The 17,849-nt window shown below is 61.8% G+C and carries 14 protein-coding genes and 1 tRNA gene; 9 read left to right on the forward strand and 6 right to left on the reverse strand.

The window, feature by feature from the left end:
• The 6 genes from fdxH to BM194_RS20590 all read left to right on the forward strand — a co-directional run bounded on the left by fdxH (position 1) and on the right by BM194_RS20590 (position 6,172).
• Complete coding sequence (fdxH, locus tag BM194_RS03995) at positions 1 to 957, forward strand: formate dehydrogenase subunit beta (RefSeq protein WP_092843893.1); 957 nt, start codon at positions 1 to 3, stop codon at positions 955 to 957.
• Positions 954 to 1,643 carry a formate dehydrogenase subunit gamma gene (locus tag BM194_RS04000; RefSeq protein WP_092843895.1) on the forward strand — a complete coding sequence of 230 codons (690 nt, stop codon included), beginning with the start codon at positions 954 to 956 and terminating at the stop codon, positions 1,641 to 1,643. Before fdxH ends, BM194_RS04000 begins: the two co-directional genes overlap by 4 nt.
• Before the next feature lie 9 nt (positions 1,644 to 1,652).
• On the forward strand, positions 1,653 to 2,579 hold the full coding sequence (gene fdhE / locus BM194_RS04005; protein ID WP_244890870.1) for a formate dehydrogenase accessory protein FdhE: 927 nt from the start codon (positions 1,653 to 1,655) through the stop codon (positions 2,577 to 2,579).
• A 106-nt stretch (positions 2,580 to 2,685) separates the two neighbouring features.
• Positions 2,686 to 4,134 (forward strand): L-seryl-tRNA(Sec) selenium transferase, encoded by a 1,449-nt coding sequence (gene selA, locus BM194_RS04010; RefSeq protein ID WP_092843900.1) that lies wholly within the window; start codon positions 2,686 to 2,688, stop codon positions 4,132 to 4,134.
• Positions 4,131 to 6,059 carry a selenocysteine-specific translation elongation factor gene (selB, locus tag BM194_RS04015; RefSeq protein ID WP_092843903.1) on the forward strand — a complete coding sequence of 643 codons (1,929 nt, stop codon included), beginning with the start codon at positions 4,131 to 4,133 and terminating at the stop codon, positions 6,057 to 6,059. Before selA ends, selB begins: the two co-directional genes overlap by 4 nt.
• Before the next feature lie 17 nt (positions 6,060 to 6,076).
• Positions 6,077 to 6,172: transfer RNA gene (locus tag BM194_RS20590), tRNA-Sec, on the forward strand.
• Between the two features lie 76 nt (positions 6,173 to 6,248).
• On the opposite strand, the gene BM194_RS20595 is transcribed toward BM194_RS20590, so the two are convergent.
• The 4 genes from BM194_RS20595 to BM194_RS04030 form a co-directional block, all read right to left on the reverse strand.
• Positions 6,249 to 6,398: a hypothetical protein gene (locus tag BM194_RS20595; protein ID WP_177223338.1), complete on the reverse strand. Its 150-nt coding sequence runs from the start codon at positions 6,396 to 6,398 to the stop codon at positions 6,249 to 6,251.
• Between the two features lie 107 nt (positions 6,399 to 6,505).
• Positions 6,506 to 6,802 carry a hypothetical protein gene (locus BM194_RS04020; protein ID WP_092843905.1) on the reverse strand — a complete coding sequence of 99 codons (297 nt, stop codon included), beginning with the start codon at positions 6,800 to 6,802 and terminating at the stop codon, positions 6,506 to 6,508.
• 485 nt (positions 6,803 to 7,287) lie between these two features.
• Positions 7,288 to 8,838 carry an alkaline phosphatase D family protein gene (locus tag BM194_RS04025; RefSeq protein ID WP_092843907.1) on the reverse strand — a complete coding sequence of 517 codons (1,551 nt, stop codon included), beginning with the start codon at positions 8,836 to 8,838 and terminating at the stop codon, positions 7,288 to 7,290.
• Positions 8,839 to 8,950: 112 nt separating this feature from the next.
• Positions 8,951 to 9,172, reverse strand: a complete 222-nt coding sequence (locus BM194_RS04030; protein ID WP_092843909.1) for a hypothetical protein — start codon at positions 9,170 to 9,172, stop codon at positions 8,951 to 8,953.
• 110 nt (positions 9,173 to 9,282) lie between these two features.
• On the opposite strand from BM194_RS04030, the gene BM194_RS04035 reads away from it, so the two are divergent.
• Together BM194_RS04035 and katE are read left to right on the forward strand one after the other, a co-directional pair.
• Entirely contained in the window at positions 9,283 to 9,831 is a 549-nt protein-coding gene (locus BM194_RS04035; RefSeq protein ID WP_092843911.1) for a DUF924 family protein, read from the forward strand.
• 202 nt (positions 9,832 to 10,033) lie between these two features.
• Entirely contained in the window at positions 10,034 to 12,184 is a 2,151-nt protein-coding gene (katE, locus tag BM194_RS04040) for a catalase HPII (RefSeq protein WP_092843913.1), read from the forward strand.
• 114 nt (positions 12,185 to 12,298) lie between these two features.
• Here katE and gabT read toward each other — a convergent pair whose 3' ends face one another.
• Positions 12,299 to 13,597 carry a 4-aminobutyrate--2-oxoglutarate transaminase gene (gene gabT / locus BM194_RS04045; RefSeq protein WP_092843915.1) on the reverse strand — a complete coding sequence of 433 codons (1,299 nt, stop codon included), beginning with the start codon at positions 13,595 to 13,597 and terminating at the stop codon, positions 12,299 to 12,301.
• A 32-nt stretch (positions 13,598 to 13,629) separates the two neighbouring features.
• Positions 13,630 to 15,078, reverse strand: coding sequence for an NAD-dependent succinate-semialdehyde dehydrogenase (locus BM194_RS04050; RefSeq protein WP_092843917.1), 1,449 nt, complete (start codon positions 15,076 to 15,078; stop codon positions 13,630 to 13,632).
• Between the two features lie 215 nt (positions 15,079 to 15,293).
• Between BM194_RS04050 and BM194_RS04055 the strand changes: the two genes are divergently transcribed.
• Positions 15,294 to 17,753, forward strand: coding sequence for a DUF1266 domain-containing protein (locus BM194_RS04055; protein WP_092843919.1), 2,460 nt, complete (start codon positions 15,294 to 15,296; stop codon positions 17,751 to 17,753).
• Positions 17,754 to 17,849: the final 96 nt, after the last annotated feature.

The raw sequence follows: 17,849 nt of genomic DNA on the forward strand, positions 1-17,849 counted from the left end.
ATGCGAGGCGATCAGATCAATCTGCAAAATATCGTGGCGCGCTCGGCATCGAATGCGCCATCCCCCCAGATACGCGACGGCGGTGTCGAGGAGGTCACCAAGCTGATCGACGTGTCACGCTGCATAGGCTGCAAGGCCTGCCAGGTGGCGTGCTCGGAGTGGAACGACCTGCGTGACGAGGTCGGCGAATGTGTCGGTGTCTACGACAATCCGCTCGACCTCACGCCCAATACCTGGGAGGTGATGCGCTTCAACGAGTACGAGGACGAGCAGGGCAATCTGGAATGGTTGATCCGCAAGGACAATTGCATGCACTGCGAGGAGCCGGGCTGCCTGGAGGCATGCCCGGCCCCGGGCGCGATCGTCAAGTATGCCAATGGCATCGTCGACTTCAACTCCGAGCACTGCATCGGCTGCGGCTACTGCGTGGCGGGGTGCCCCTTCGACATTCCGCGCATCTCGGAGAAGGACGAGAAAGCCTACAAGTGCACGCTGTGCTCGGACCGGGTCTTCCACGGCCTGGAGCCGGCCTGCGTGAAGTCCTGCCCGACGGGGTCGATCATGTTCGGCACGCGGGAGGACATGCACGAACTTGCTGCGGCGCGTACCGACTTCCTCAAGGGGCGCGGTTATGAGAAGGCCGGTATCTATGATCCCGCCGGCGTGGGCGGTACGCACGTCATCTATGTGCTGCAGCATGCCGACAAGCCCGAGATCTATGGCAACCTGCCGGAAGATCCGCGCATCAGCCCGATGGTCGATGCCTGGAAGGGCGTGACCAAGCCGCTGATGTCGGCCGCTGTCGGCCTCGCCGCGCTGACCGGCTTCTTCCATTACGCCATCAAGGGGCCCAAGGAAGAGCCGGAAGATGACCCGGATGAGCGGACAGCCACCGCTGCGGTAAGGACGGATGAGGAATCGGCCTCGCCGGATAGCCAAGAGGGGGATCGCCCGTGAGCCACTCAAACACGAAAAAGGGCATTCTGCGCTACACTTGGTGGGCACGCACCAACCACTGGGTCGTGGCGATCAGCTTCGTCCTGCTGGTGCTCAGTGGGCTGGCCCTGTTCCATCCTTTCTTCTGGTCGTTCACGGGTCTGTTTGGCGGCCCGATCCCGACACGTTTCATCCATCCCTGGATAGGCGTGGTCATGTCGCTGTTTTTCCTGCTGCTGGCCGTGCAGTTCTTCAAGGAAAGCTTTATCAAGCGCCATGATATTCAGTGGCTCAAGCAGATTCGTGACGTGCTCAGCAATCGTGACGAAAAGCTGCCTCCGGTTGGCAAGAACAATGCCGGACAGAAACTCGTCTACTGGATCATGGTGGCCTGCGTACCGGTCCTGCTGGTGACGGGCATCATCATCTGGCGGCCCTATTTCGCCGATGCCATGCCCCTATGGCTGTTGCGCTTTGCCGTGATGGTGCATGCCTATACTGCGTTCCTGGCCATCATTACCCTGATCATCCATATCTATTCGGGTATCTGGGTCAAGGGCTCCATTCGGGCCATGGTACAGGGACGTGTCAGCAAGGCCTGGGCCAAGCACCACCACAACCTGTGGTACGAGGAAGTGATGAAAGAGCGTAACCCGCCGTCGGCGGACAAGGATGACGACTCCAGCCGTCAACAGCAATCGCCATAGGATGATGATGTGAACCACGCATTTGGAAGTGCGCCGGAGGGGGTGATGTCCCCTCCGGCGGTTGTGCTCCCTGGGAGCGATGTCTTTGCCGCTCGTGCGCAACGCCTGCGCGACCTGTCCGGACGTGTCGAGGCAATGGGGGAGTTTCTTGCCTTCATGGCACAGGTCGCCCAGGCTCAGCAGGTTGCACTGGAGCAAGGGGTGCCGGATTGGCAGCCCGAGCCCGAGGCGTTCACGCTGGCGCTGGAGCATGGCATGGCGCCCCTGAGCGTCGATGCGCTTCGCCGCGATGTCGATATCCCGGGCGAAGTGATGGCGTTTGTGGATGCCCTGGACCTGCATGTCGGTGGGGCCCAGCGTCCCTTGCTCGAACAACTGCGTCGCATGCCTGCTGAAGAGCGGGACGCACTCGTTGCCGCGTTGCTCGATGGCCAGCCCGGCCCGCAAGCCAGTCGTGGCGTTATGCCGTTGCTGGCCGCAGCGTTGCAGGTAGCCTGGGTACGCCTGGTGCAACGTTTGCCCGACGCCCCGCAGCGCCCACCGGACGAAGCCCGGTCGATATGCCCAAGTTGCGGCTCGGCACCAGTGGCGAGCGTCATCCAGGACGATCCGGAATGCCGCGGCGCCCGCTATCTGCAGTGTGGTCTGTGTGCCACCCAGTGGTATCTCGAACGGGCACGTTGCAGTGTCTGCGAACATACCGGCAAACTGAAATATCTCAGCCTGGAGGACGACGACGGCAATCCTTGGTTACCCGTCCAGGCCGAAACCTGCGGGAACTGCAATAGCTACCTGAAGATCATGCCACGAGAGCTGGATGGCAAGTTGGAGACACTGGCCGACGATCTGGCCAGCCTGGCGCTGGACCTGTCGCTGAACGAGGAGGGAACGTTCCGGCGTAGCGGCTACAACCCCCTGTTTATCATCGGGGAATGAGCACAGGCGTGGACGGCAGGCGGCCGGACATGCTATGCCATGAGGCTTGATCGAGCTGCACGCGATAGCTCATGATGAAGCTCATTGGCATGGACATGAATCGACAATGGACGTTAGACGCCACCTGCCTGCCGTCGATGTATTGATGGCCACTTCCCTGTTGCAGGAATTGCTGCAACACCACGGCCATTCGCTGGTAAAGCGTGCCGTGCGTGATACCTTGGATGATGAACGTCGACGGCTGCAGGAGCAGCCGTCCGATACTGGTGTAGTACTGCCTGCCCTCGATGACCTGGCGCAACGTTGCGCAACGCGACTCGACAACCTGACCCAACCCAACAGCCGAGCCGTCTTCAACCTGACCGGCACGGTCATCCATACCAACCTGGGGCGTTCGCCATTGTCCGAGCCGGCCATTGAGGCCATGGCCGAGGCGGCACGTCACCCCGTGGCACTGGAATACGACCTGGAAAGTGGTGGACGCGGCGATCGCGACACGCTGGTCGAGTCGCTGCTCTGCGAGTTGACCGGTGCTGAAGCGGCTACCGTGGTCAACAATAACGCCGGTGCCGTGGTGCTGGCCCTGGGGGCCTTGGGAGCTGGCCGAGAAGCGATCATTTCTCGGGGCGAGTTGATCGAGATCGGTGGGGCCTTTCGCATGCCCGACATCATGCAGGCGGCGGGCTGTCGCCTGCATGAGGTGGGGGCGACCAACCGGACCCACGCGCGCGATTTCGAAGCGGCGCTGAACGAAGAAACCGGGCTGATCGTCAAGGCGCATACTTCAAACTATGCCATTACCGGGTTCACCAAGAACGTGCCCGAAACCGAACTGGCCGAGATTGCCCATCGCCATGGGGTGCCTTTGATGGTCGACCTGGGCAGCGGGGCGCTGACCGACCTGGCGGCCCTGGGACTGCCTTACGAAGCCCTGCCACGCGATACCATTGCCGCCGGGGCCGATATCGTCACCTTCAGCGGCGACAAGCTGCTCGGGGGACCTCAGGCCGGCATCATCGTCGGCAAGCGTGAGATGGTCGAGCGCATCAAGCGCCACCCGCTCAAGCGTGCTTTGCGTCTCGACAAGCTGATGCTGGCGGCGCTCGAGGCGACACTGCGCATCTATCGTGACAGCGACGCACCCGCCCGCGACATTCCCACCCTGGCCCTGCTGACCCGGCTGGAAGCTGACATTGCCGAAACCGCCGAGCGGTTGCTCCCGGCCGTCCAATCCTTGCTTGATGATATTGAAGTCACCACGCAGGACTGCATGAGCCAGTTGGGGAGTGGCTCCCTGCCGGTCGATCGCCTACCCAGCCGTGCGCTGGTATGGCGGCCCATGGCCAAGGATCGTCAAGGGCGGGAACGGGCGCTGCGCCGTCTTGAAGCGGCTTTCCGCAGCCTGCCCCGGCCGGTGATCGGGCGCCTGCGCGACGGTGCGCTGCACCTCGACCTGCGTTGTCTGATGGGGGACGTGCAGGAGCAACGCTTTCTGGACCAGATCGACACCTTGAAGACAAATTACCTGCAGCGTCAGGCCGGGGAGAGGGCATGATCGTCGGCACGGCTGGCCATGTCGATCATGGCAAGACGGCACTGATCCAGCGGTTGACGGGCATCGATACGGATCGCCTCAAGGAAGAGAAGGCGCGTGGGCTGACCATCGAGGCGGGGTTCGCCTATCCCGAGGTCGAACCGGGTATGGAGCTCGGTTTCGTCGACGTGCCCGGTCATGAGAAGTTCATCCATAACATGATGGCCGGCAGTGCGGGCATCGACAGCGTGTTGCTGGTCGTGGCGGCTGACGATGGCGTGATGCCGCAGACGGTCGAACATGTGCAGATCCTGTCCCTGCTTGGACTATCGCGGGGGCGGGTGGCGCTGACCAAATGCGATCTGGTCGACGCGGCTCGCCTGGCTCGGGTCGAGTCCGAGATCCGGCAGTTACTGAGTGCGACACCGCTGGCCGAAGCATCGATCTATCGCGTCTCGAGCCATACGGGCGAAGGTGTCGGTGCGCTGCGTGATGCCTTGTGGACCGAAGCCGCCCAGCGTCATGAATTGCCGGCCTGGGGGGCATTTCGCCTAGCGGTGGACCGCGTCTTCACCAAGACCGGCGCGGGGCTGGTCGTGACCGGGACGGCAGTGAGCGGGACCGTACATGAAGGTGACATGTTGCGCCTGGAACCGTCGGGTATCCGTGCGCGGGTGCGTAGCCTGCGTCGCCAGCACCGCGAGAGCGAACAGGCTCGTCAAGGCGACCGTGTGGCGCTCAACCTGGTGGGCAGCGGGGTGGAGCGCGACGCAATTGTGCGTGGCGGCTGGGTGGTCGACGAGTCGCTGGAGACGCCGCCGTTGCAGCGGGTCGATGTCGACATCACCCTGCTGGACAATGTGACGGCCCTCAAGCATTGGACGCCGGTACACGTCCATCTGGGCGTGGCTCGGCTGACAGGCCGTGTGTCCCTGCTCGAAGGCCAGCGCCTCGAGCCCGGCGGGCGCATGCTCGGCCAGCTGGCGCTCGACCGCCCCGTACATGCCTGCCTGGGCGATCGTTTCGTGATCCGTGATCATGGTGGACAGATGACGTTGGGCGGCGGCACGGTGCTGGATGGCGATCCGCCGCGACGCGGCCAGCGTGCGCCCAAGCGCCTGACCTGGTTGACGGCCCTGGCCGAGTGCGCCGCCGGGGGAAGCCCCTATGACATCGTCCGGCCACTCGAGACCGGCCTGTCGCTATGGCCCGAGGGGCTGGACCTGGACAAGCTGGTTCGCAACTTTAATAGCGATCAGCAAGATCTGGCGGCACGGGTCGAGGCCATGGGTGGACAGGTCATTTCAGCGCAAGGCCATGTCTGGGCGTTTTCCCGCCAAGGGCTGGAGGCAGTGAAGGCGAGAACGCTCGAGACCTTGCAGCACAACCACGTAAACGAACCCTCCATGCTGGGCACGGAGCGGGAGCGTCTGCGTCGCCAGGTCATGCCCGGTCTGCCGGGAGCGTTCTTTCGCCCCTTGCTGAATGCCATGATCGAGGTCGGCCATATCGAGCGACACGGTCCATTCCTGGCTCTGCCCGGCCACCAAGTGGCGCTGGATGAGGCCGATGAGCGGCTCTGGCAGCAAGTGCAGCCCTTGCTGGCCGATACACCCTTCGAGCCACCCCGTGTCCGCGATATGGCCGCCAAGCAAGAGCTGGATGAGCAGGCCATCAGGCAGGCGCTCATGGCCTGTGCACGCCTTGGGCGGGTATATCAGGTACGCAAGGACCATTTCTACGAGGCGATGGCAGTCGAACGGCTGGCGGGGATCATCAAGAGGCTCGACGCCGAGCATGGCGCCGCGCGGGCAGCGGATTTTCGCGACCATATCGGCACGGGGCGCAAACTCGCCATACAAATCCTTGAATTCTTTGATAGACTCGGTTTCACTCGGCGTGTACGTGACGACCACATAGTGCTTCGGCACGACATGTTCGAGTAGTGCTCCAAACGATCCAGGGAAGAGGATCGACCCCCGGTGGGGCGGCCAGGCTTCAAACCTGGTAGGGGCTGCCAGCGGTCCCTGGTGGGTTCGACTCCCACGCTCTTCCGCCACCTCGCTTGCGATTGTAGATAAAGCAATGCCGCCCATGTGGCGGCATCGCAATGAGTGGCTTTTCGGTTGGCGTGATCAGTGCCGACGGCCCTGAGAATCGTTGTGCGCACGCTCGCCGCGTTCATTGAGGCTGTTCCAAGCCTGCTCACCCTTGCGCTTGGCCTTCTGGCGATTCTCCGACTTCCTGAGCCACCAAGCGGCACCCGCTGCGAATAACCCTTTCATGCAAAACCTCCTTGCTGCATCAGGTGTGTTTTTACGGTATGGACGCTTGGCGGCGTGAGGTCAAGCGAGGCGAAGCATGATGCCATGGTCATATTGTCGTTTGCCGTCTATTTAGCAATGGATGCCTGGGCCGCCCTGTGCCATTGGCGCTCGGTCGCCTTGAGCCAGTCTCCGCATTGCGTGCCGGCACCGGCCCAATCCTGATTCATGCGGCTGACGAAGAGGGCATCTCCCTTGTGGATGTGCGTCAGCAGTTGGTCCCGGAGATCTCCCGATTCGCCTTCCGTCTGGACCAGCCAGAGCGAGTCCATGACATGGATGTGCGGGTAGGATTCCAGGCACTCGTAGAAGGCGTTGTATTCTTGAGGAAAGGTCAGATCGTAGGCGACAGCATGAATAGCCATGAGAATTCCCGATGCGTGTTTGTTGTGTAAGCGAGACGCGTCTTCACTGTCAGCGTAGCGGCAGGGCATGTCGCTCGGCGAGGGGAATCTAACCTGCGTTAATGATGAAAATGGCCATCATTTTGACGCTTGTGACAAGGCAAGGCCTGGCGCGCCGCGCATGAGAAAACTCAGCCAAGGGAGGCGGTAAGCGTAAGGAGAGAGGGTAACAACGAATTAGGCCCGGCCATTGCTGGCCGGGCCGTGCAGTACTGACGTGCTGCAAAACGGTAAGCTTGTTGGGATCCTTGGCTCTAGTGGCATCCTGCCCTTGTCACCTGCTTTCCCGAGTACCGGTCGTCCTGACCGCGCACCTCCTTGAACTGGCGACCGTCCTTGGCCGCTGCTCACCGTGGTTATCACCCTAGCCGATTACGTTTCGCTTCGTCAAGCCAGCTTCCCGATACAATTCAATCGATTACCATGAATCGATCAGTGTTGTGCCATCAAGCAGGTGTCAGGCGTTTCTCGAATAGCGCCGTGCCTGCGGTGTCCTTCAGCGTGACAGTCAGTTCGCGCGATTCGGCATCCAGATCGACCTGGCCGAAGAACTGGTAGCCCGCTGATGGGGGCAGGTTGGTCTGGCCGGATGGCGGCGCCTTGGTGAATACCGCCTCGGGGCCAAACGTGGCATCCAACTCGCCGGGGCCGAAGGTGCCTGCATTGAGCGGGCCACTGACGAACTCCCAGAACGGCGTGAAGTTCTGGAAACTGGCGCGCTCCGGAGAGTAATGGTGCGCTGCCGTATAGTGCACGTCGGCGGTCAGCCATACGACGTTCTGCACGTTGGCCTTGTACAGTTCTTCCAGCAAGCGAGCAATTTCCTGTTCGCGCCCTAAAGGCTGCCCCGGTTCGGCGTTGGCCACCGCCTCGTAACGCTCGCCATCCTTGACTACTAGCCCGAGCGGCATGTCCGAGGCCACGATCTTCCATGTCGCGCGGGATTGGCGTAGCCCGTCGAGAAGCCATTGCAGTTGGGCGTCACCAAGGAAGGCCGCACCGCTGCCTGGGTTCGCCTGCCGGTTGGCGGAGTTGGCGCCCCTGTAGCTGCGCATGTCGAGACGAAAGATCTCGAGATCGGGACCATAGGTAAAGCGGCGATATAGGCGCTCCGGAGCGTCGGGTGTCTGGCGCACCGGCATGTAATCCATGAAGGCACGGCGGGCGCGTGCGTTGAGCAGGGATACGTTCTTTTCGGTATAGCGCGGATCGTCAAGAAGTTCGCCGGGATACCAGTTGTTGACCGTCTCGTGATCGTCCCACTGGGCAAGCATGGGCACCTCGGCATTGAATCGGCGCAAATTGTCGTCGAGCAGGTTATAGGCGTACTGCCCTCGGTACTCCGCCAATGACTCGGCAACCTTGGCCTTGGCCGGTGTGACGATGTTCCTCCAGGTCGAGCCGTCCTCGAGTGTCATGCGCTCCTCGAGCGGGCCATCGGCATAGATGGTATCGCCGGAGTGGATGAAGAAATCGGGACGTACCTGGCGCATGGTCTCGTAGATTCGCATGCCGCCAAGGTCGGGATTGATGCCCCAGCCCTGGCCCACGGTATCCCCGGACCAGACGAACCGGACATTGCGCGGCCGAGTCGGCGGCAGACGAAGCCGGCCGACAGCCGGCTCGCTCAACGCGCGCTCATCGCCCAGGGCAGCATAGCGTACCCGATAGTGCAGCGACTCCATGTCGCCAAGGCCGGTGACATCGAGCTTGGTAGTAAAGTCGTCGATCGGTAGCGCCGTGGGGCCAGTCAGGTACCGGGCTTGTCTGAAATCCGGATTGTCGGCCAGCTCAAGAATCATACGCGCCGGACGGTCGCTGCGACTCCAGAGCATGGCACGACCCGGCAGCATGTCGCCGCTCATCACACCGTGGGTAACGGTTGGTCGGCGCGATTCCGCCAGCACGATGGCCGGCGCACCAAGCAGGCCGGCAGCACCCAACGCGGCACCGGCATGCAGGCTCTGCGACAGGAAACGACGACGGGACAGGGACATGGGGCTCTCCTTGCGGGCAATATCACCGGTGGACTTGGAGAGCTACCTTGCCTGTCGTTCATGACGATGGCCTGACGAGAGCATGAGCGTACGATGACGAAGTCATGACAGCTCAAGGCAAGACGCCTGGCGATACCGGGCTGGCCGGCTCCACGATACCGAACAGTTGAAGCAGAAGTGGACTGGCGGCGATCAGAAAGCCTAGCACCGCCAGGCCCCGGCCAAGCCCACGACGGGTAGGGCGGCGGGCAAGGTGCAGCCCCACCAGGCAGACAATGATGCCGATGATATTGAACAAGTAACCGGCCATGGCGAATAGCTGGGCGAATGTCATGCAATCTCTCTGCGTTGGTCACATGGGCTCGGGGCGTGAAAGGCTCGCCGCCGAGACAGTCGTTACCTACGCTCAGGATATCAATTCGCGATCGTTGGGAGCAGAGACCCATGAACGAGACGACTGCCCAGACGATTCTTCAGTTCTGGTTCGAGGCTCTTGAGCCGCGACAGTGGTTCGCCAAGGATGAGGCGCTCGATGCCGAAATCACCGAACGGTTTTCAGCCGTATTGCAGGCCGCCATCGCGGGAGAGTTCTGGACATGGCGGCGTTCTCCGCAAGGCCGGCTGGCCGAGATCCTCGTGCTTGACCAGTTCTCGCGCAATATTCATCGTGGCAGTATCCAGGCCTTCGCCCAGGACCCGCAAGCCCTGGTGCTGGCCCAGGAGGCCGTAATGGCCGGGGCGGACCGGCACCTCGACGTGCGTCAGCGCGCCTTTCTCTACATGCCCTACATGCACAGCGAGTCGCTGCTCATCCACGAGGAGGCGCTACGTCTGTTCGACCAGCCTGGACTCGAGGACAACTTGGATTTCGAGCACCGGCATCGGGCAATCCTGGAGCGCTTTGGGCGTTACCCGCACCGTAACGCGCTGCTGGGGCGCCCTTCCACTGCCGAGGAACAGGCCTTTCTCGAGCAGCCGGGATCCGCGTTCTAGCTCCTGCCGTGACAAAACACTGCACACGGAATTTGCGTCGGGCTCGTTGGGCTGACTACCTTTGCATGGCGAGTACGATCAAAAAAAGTGAGAACGATGCCTGATCGCCGGCAAGGGAGCGACATGGTTGGCCTCCGTGTCCATGCCGGCGTGGCCTTGCGAGATGGGTGGGCCGACATACGCAAACGAGGAGTGCTTGAACATGGCGAAAAACCCCCACACGAATCCGAACAGCGACGGTCCGCATGACCAGGATTTCAAGACCACCGAGCACAGCAAGTCGGAAAATCTCGAGAAGTACCGTAGCGACGCCGAAGGACACGACTTGCGCACCAATCAGGGGATTCGCATCTCCGATAACCATAACTCGCTGAAGGCCGGCGAGCGTGGTCCCACCCTGATGGAAGATTTCATCTTCCGCGAGAAGCTTAATCACTTTGACAACGAGCGAATTCCCGAGCGTATCGTGCATGCCCGTGGTGCCGCGGCGCATGGCTATTTCCAGCCCTACCAGGAAGCCGCCAGGTTTTCCAAGGCTGGGCTGTTCCAGGATCCCGGCAAGAAAACGCCCGTCTTCGTGCGCTTCTCGACGGTGCAGGGTTCGCGCGGCTCCAACGATACCGTCCGCGACGTACGCGGCTTCGCTACCAAGTTTTACACCGATGAAGGCAACTGGGATCTGGTCGGTAACGACATGCCTGTGTTCTTCATCCAGGATGCCATCAAGTTTCCTGACTTCGTGCATGCCGTGAAGCCGGAACCGCACAACGAGATTCCACAGGGCCAGTCCGCTCATGATACGTTCTGGGATTTCGTGTCTCTGATGCCCGAGTCCACCCACATGGTGCTGTGGACCATGTCGGATCGCGCCTTCCCGCGTCACTATCGCAACATGGAAGGCTTCGGGGTACACACGTTCCGGCTGATCGACAAGCAGGGCAAGGCGCGTTTTGCCAAGTTTCACTGGAAGCCTCTTGCCGGCACCTGCTCGCTGATCTGGGACGAGGCGCAGAAACTGTGGGGGCGTGACCCGGACTTCAACCGTCGCAACATGTGGGACGATATCGAGAACGGCGATTTTCTTGAGTATGAACTTGGGGTGCAGATCGTCGAGGAAGAAGACGAGCACAAGTTCGACTTCGATTTGCTCGATCCGACCAAGCTCATTCCCGAGGAACAGGTACCGGTCATTCCCATCGGCAAGATGGTGCTCAACCGCAACCCGGACAACTACTTCGCCGAGACGGAGCAGGTCGCCTACAATCCGGCCAATGTGGTACCAGGGATCGACTTTACCAACGATCCGTTGCTGCAGGGCCGGTTGTTCTCCTATCTCGATACCCAGATGCTGCGTCTCGGTGGCCCCAACTTCCACGAGATTCCCATCAATCAGCCGGTGGCGCCGTTCCATAACAACCAGCGCGACTCCATGCACCGTCAGACGATCAACAAGGGCCAGGCCTCCTACGAGCCCAATTCGATCGACGGTGGCTGGCCGCGCGAGACACCGGCAGGCCCCGAAAACGGCGGTTACGAGTCCTATTACGAGCGTGTCGATGCCAACAAGGTGCGCGCGCGTAGCGCCTCGTTCGGCGATCATTACTCACAGGCGACACTGTTCTGGAACAGCCAGACCGATGTGGAGAAGGAACACATCATTGCCGCCTATACCTTCGAGCTTTCAAAGGTCGAGCGCCCTTGGATCCGCGAGCGGGTGATCAAGGAAATCCTGCCCAACATCGACCTCGAGCTGGCGCGTCGGGTTGGCGAGAACCATGGTATCGAGGCGCCCTCCAGCAAGACGGCGCCAGCCGACGAGCTGGGGACGAGTTCTCAGGCAGATTCACCGGCGCTGAGCCTGATGGCCCGCCTGCCGGGCAACATCAAGTATCGCAAAGTGGCGATTCTGGCGGCCGATGGCGTGGACGGCGATCAAGTGGCTGCCGCCAAGGCCAAGCTCGAAGCCGAAGGCGCCCAAGGCATGGTCATTGCCCCGAGCATGGCCCCGGTCAAGGCGGCCAATGGCCAGACGATTACTCCAGACGCCATGCTCAACGGCATGCCTTCGGTGACGTTGGACTCGGTGATCGTGGCCGGTGGGGCAGAAAGCGTCAAAGCACTATCGCAGTCGGGGCAGGGGCTTTACTACGTGCAGGAAGCCTACAAGCACCTCAAGGCGATCGCCGCCATTGGCGAAGGCAAGGACCTGCTGTCTGCCGCGGGTATTCCCGCACAGGAAGAGGGTATATTCCTTGGCGCGACAGTCGATGATGTCTTTACGCCGTTCACCGAGGCGATGGGCAAGCATCGGGTGTGGGCGCGTGATGCGAAGGCCAACATGATGCCAGCCTGAGGATTGACTCGCCTCGCACGCAATGGCAGATAGGCGGTGAAACTCAGTCACCGCAACCCAGAAGCCCGGCTGCAGGACAGCCGGGCTTTTTCATGCAGTTTTCATGCAGTCATTTCAGGCGTTGACGGTGCCCTTGGACTCGACCAGCTCCTTGAGCGCTTCCTCGATGATACCGAGGCCTTCTTCGAGGATGTCATCCTCGATAGTCACCGGCATCAGGAAACGGATGGAGTTGCCGTACAGGCCACAGGACAGCAAAATCAGACCTTTCTCACGGGCGCGCTTGCAAAGGGCTCCTGCGAGGTCGGCATCCGGGGTGTGGCTGGCCTTGTCGGACACGAGGTCGAAGGCGGCCATGGCGCCCATGGTGCGAGGATGGTCGACACAAGCGAAATCCTGCTGCCACTGCGCGAAGCGCTTGGCCAGCTTGTCGCCCAGGACCCGGCTCTTCTCGAGGATGTTCTCTTCCTCGAAAACCTGAAGCACGGCCAGGGTCGCGGCGCACGAGACAGGACTGCCGGTGTAGGTGCCGCCCAGCGAGTTGCCACCGCTGGCATCCATGTGCTTGTCGGTTCCGACAACGGCGGAAATCGGCATGCCGTCTGCCATGCTCTTGGCCATGGTAATGATGTCCGGCTCCACGCCGCTGTGCTCGATCGCGAACAACTTGCCGGTACGCCCGAAGCCGGACTGCACTTCATCGATGATCATCAGCATGCCGTGTTCATCGCAGATCTCGCGGATCGCCTTGAGGAAGCTGGCTGGCGCCGGGTAGAACCCACCCTCGCCGAGTACCGGCTCGAGCACGATGGCTGCCGTGTCCTTGGGATTGGCATCGGTCTTGAGTGCCATCTTCAGGCCACGCAGGGCTTCATCCTCGCTGACACCGTGATACGGCACCGGATACGGGGCACGAAAGACGTTGCCCGGCATCGAGCCGAAGTCGGTGGCATAGGGCGCCACCTTGCCGTTCATGGCCATGGTCATGAATGTGCGGCCATGGTAGCCGCCGTCGAAACAGATCACATTGTTCTTGCCGGTGGCGGCACGCGCGATCTTGACAGCATTTTCCAGGGCTTCCGCACCGGAGTTGGCGAGCATGACCTTGGCATGGCCACGCACCGGCGTAACTTGGCTGAGCTTTTCGGCTACCTTTACATACCCTTCGTAGGGCATCACGGTCTGGCAGGTATGCATCACCTTGTCGAGCTGTGCCTTCACGGCCTCGACCACCTTGGGATGGCGGTGCCCGATATTGAGCACACCGATGCCGCCGGCGAAGTCGATGATACGATTGCCGTCGGCGTCCCAGATCAACGCGTTCTCGGCACGGTCGGCGAACTGGGTCGCCGGGCTGGCCGCACCGTTGGCGACATAGCGCTGCTTGAGCTCGTTGAGTTGAGCATTATTCATGGCTTCCTCCTTGTCATCCCGGGCAGTGACGATCACAGCCCGCCAACGCAAACATATTTTAGTTCGGTATACTCATCGAGGCCGTGACGCGACCCTTCGCGACCCAGGCCCGATTCCTTGACGCCACCGAAGGGGGCCAGTTCGGTGGACAATAGTCCTTCGTTGACGGCGACCATGCCATACTCCAGGCCCTCCATGACATGCCAGATGCGCTTGTAGTCCCGCGCATAGAAATAGGCAGCGAGGCCGAACTCGGTGGCATTGGCCATGGCAATGGCCTGCTCGTCGGTCTCGAAACTAAAGACCGGTGCCAGTGGACCGAACGTTTCTTCCCGGGCGACCTGCATCGCGTCGGTGACATCGGCCAGCACGGTAGGCTGGAAGAAGGTGCCACCCAAGGCGTGTGGCTCGCCCCCACACACCAGGCGGGCCCCCTTGCCAAGCGCATCACCAATATGTGCCTGCACCTTGTCGACGGCGGCCGGATTGATGAGCGGTCCCTGAACGACACCGTCATCCAGGCCGTTGCCCACCTTCAGTTCGTTGACTCGCTTCGCCAGTTTCTCTAGGAAAGCGTCGTATATTCCTGCCTGAACCAGCAAGCGATTCGTGCATACGCAGGTCTGGCCGGAGTTGCGAAACTTGGAAGCAATGGCGCCTTCCACGGCGGCGTCCAGGTCGGCATCGTCAAATACAATGAACGGGGCATTGCCACCGAGCTCCATGGAGGCTTTCTTGACCGTTCCGGCGCACTGCGCCAACAGCTTCTTGCCCACCGGCGTCGAGCCAGTAAACGACACCTTGCGGACACGCGGGTCGGTGGTCAATACCTCACCGATCTCGGCCGGTCGCGAGGCGGTCACTACATTCAGTACCCCGGCCGGAAACCCGGCATCCTCGGCCAGCTTGGCCAGGGCCAGGGCGGTCAGAGGCGTCGCTTCTGCGGGTTTGATCACCACCGGGCAGCCCGCGGCCAGGGCCGGAGCGCATTTACGAGTGATCATGGCCAGCGGGAAGTTCCAGGGAGTGATGGCCGCGACCACGCCGATCGGCTCGCGAAAGACCAGAATGCGCTTGTCGACCCCGTGAGAGGGCAGCGTTTCCCCGGCGACGCGCTTGGCCTCCTCGGCATAGTACTCGACGAACGAGGCGCCATAGCCCACTTCACCCTTCGCCTCGGCGAGCGGCTTTCCCTGCTCTAGCGTCATCAACCGCGCCAGGTCGTCACCATGGGCAACGATCAGCTCGTACCATCGGCGCAGCAGGCTCGACCGTTCCTTGGCCGAACGCTTGCGCCAGGCCGGCCAGGCAGCTTCTGCGCTTGCCACGGCGGCCCGGGCATCGTCGGCGTCAAGATCGGGTACGTCGGCCAGCGTCTCCCCAGTAGCAGGATTGGTTACCGCAAAACGGCGCTCGGCATCGCGCCACTGGCCGTCGATGTAGGCCTTGGGAATCAGCAGGTCAGGCAAGGTGAGGGGCATAGACACACGCTCCAACAGTCCAGGGGCTATCATGTTTTACAGACTGTGCATTATATAAAACATTTTGCCAAGTCCCGCTATAGGAATCCCCTTGTGAAGCTTGGGGTTTTGCTAGGTATCTTCGCCGTGGCATGGCAGCATCGGCGAGGCTACCGCTTTCCGGTAGACTATGGGGCCTGCAATTCATTCGTCATCAGAGAGTCAGAGGTGAGACCTTGGCCGATCCGCTAAATGCCTGGTGGGCACAGCAACTGGTCCTGTGCGGCTGGGCTTTCGAACCCGATCCCACCGACATGGAGCCGCCAATAGCCGTGGCTCGATTGGCGCAGTTGGGCGTGGTCGAGCGCGGTGAGCTGGGCTGGCGCCTGCTGGAAGCTTTTCCGCCCGGCGTACCGAACCCCCAATTCCAGTTGGCTGCGCTCGAGTTGATCGCCTTGGCGGCGGCGGCAGACTGGCTACCTTCTGCTCAGACCCGGGCTTGGGTGCTGCGTGTGGCCAAGAGCATTCACGCTCAGTATGCGTCCCTCGATGAATGGCTTGCGGCTTTGAAGCGGGCACGTCTGGAGGAAGGGTGGTCCCATGGCGACGAGGACTTCGCTCTGGCCGGGGAGGCGCTGGCGCAGCTCGAGCACCAGGGGGATGGCATCACTTGGGATGCCATCAGTCAGCACTTGGCCTCGTGCCGGGAACAGTCGCTGTGGCCTGAGCATGAGAACGAACGCCCCTGGGCCCTGCGTGCCATCTTCGCGCCAGTGCTGGTCTTGCCGCCACAGCCGGACCGGGACTGGCCCGAGGTTGCACGCTGGCTGGAAAGCGAGTGGCAGATACGTGGTCGCGATGAGTTGATCCATATCCTGCTGTGGCTCGGCGGCCAGGGGCACCGTTACGGTTGGGACCTGGATGCTGCCCGGCTGCTCGAGGCCGATGGTGCGACTCGCCAGTCCTGGCTGCGCGGACTCAACGAGCAGCGGCGGTATGGACAGGTGATGCTCGCCTATCTCGAGCAGGGGGAGCCCCTGGAATGGGCCGCCTGGGACTGGCTGCGTCTGGTCGATCTCGCCTATGCCGGCCTGATGCTTGGTTGGTTGAGTGCTGACGAGGCCGAGGATTTCGCGGCGCATGCCGCTGACTTGCTGATGCGTCGCTACAATGACTGGATGGCGCTGGTCCAGGCCTACCAGCGTGGGCGAAGTCTGTTCGAAGGACATCGCTATCCCACCGACCAGGCAGTTCCCGAGTTGGCGTTACTCTTGAATTCATCGGTCAGCCCATGGCGGGTGCCTCTACAGGATGTGGTGTCGGAAACGCAGCGTGAACGCTCGCGCCTGGCCTTGCGTAGTTGGCGTGCCGATGCCCGGCACTGGGTACTGGCGCTGGCCTCGGTGCGGGAACCCGACCTGCTCTACCGCCAGGGGATGAGCGTGGCGCTCGACGAGACGCGCCGTCAGGATGCTCGCCGCTACCTGGCAGAGACACTGGGGCTGTTTCCGGATGAGGGCATCGAAGGGCTGATGCGTTACTGGCTGCCGGCCCAGTCCCATCATCTCAATCAATTGGCTATCGATGCAGCCCACGGGGCCTTGCCGCCGCTGGACACCGATTTCGGGCGTCCTCCCGACGACGCCATTCGCTTGCGTGAGCGGGTGCAGTCATGTGTGCGTCATGCCGCCACGATCCATATGGCCGAGAAATATGCCTTCTACCTGTTGATGGCGGGAGACAGCGGTGACTTCGATGCGGCGGGGCTGGGGCGACTCGCCGAGTCACTGCGCGGCGTACTCTGCCGGCTGTATCCCAACCCCAAGCGGCTGCTCGATGCCTGGGCGGCTTGGGAAGCAGCCTTGCCGGAATTGCCCGAAGATACGCTGGTTCACGATATTCGCTGGCATAGGGATGACCCGGGCAGCCCTTTTCACTGGCTCGACTGGCACCAGATCGAATGGCAGGAACCCGGTCCAAGGCCCAGCCTGACCCGTCTGACGGCGCTGTCGCTAGCCGGCCCGCTCAATCCCGGTACCTGGGGAGAGCCTCAGCGTGAAAGCCGGGCGGAGCGTGAGGCGCTGCAGCAGTGGCTGGACAGCCATTACGGCCTGCATAGCCCGGAAGGGCTACAGGATTTCATCGATTTCCTGCTCGAAGCCGGGGATCGTCAGGAATACCAGATCAACTACGCGCCATATACGCTCAACCGGGCACGCCTGGAAGAAGAGATCGCCATTCTCGAGTCGGGCGAATGTGGCGAGGAAGAGCGTAACCATCTGCTGCGTCTGCGACGTGTACGCGACAACGAGGCGGGCTGCAACGACATCGATATGACGGCCTGGGATCTGGCTCAGGCGGTGGATCTGGCCATTGCCGGCCGTAGCCTGGATTGGTTGGGTGCCAAGCGATTCGATGATGTACTCGATACCGCCCTGGCCGAATCCCAGCGGCATTACGGTAACTGGCGGGACTATGCGCTGGGACTCTATGCGGGGTTCGCCTTCTTTATGGGAGAGACCGAAGACCGCGACAATTTCCTCGCCCGTTTCCGCGAAGGACTGGCCGCGTGGCTGAGCGCAGCGCCGCCGCTTGCCGGCTCCTGGGCCAGCCTGGACTTTCCTGGCGCACGACCACGTCATTGGGCGCCGCTGCATATCGATACGCTACCCGGCGATGCACGCACGCTGCATTGAACCAGCGATGCTGAGGCTTGCTACCAGAGATGTCGCGATGAGTTCTGTTCCGGTTCGTACACGAGGACGCAGGCCTGGGCGTCGCAGGCTTCTGCT

The sequence above is a fragment of the Modicisalibacter xianhensis genome (assembly GCF_900113605.1).
Lineage (GTDB): Bacteria > Pseudomonadota > Gammaproteobacteria > Pseudomonadales > Halomonadaceae > Modicisalibacter > Modicisalibacter xianhensis.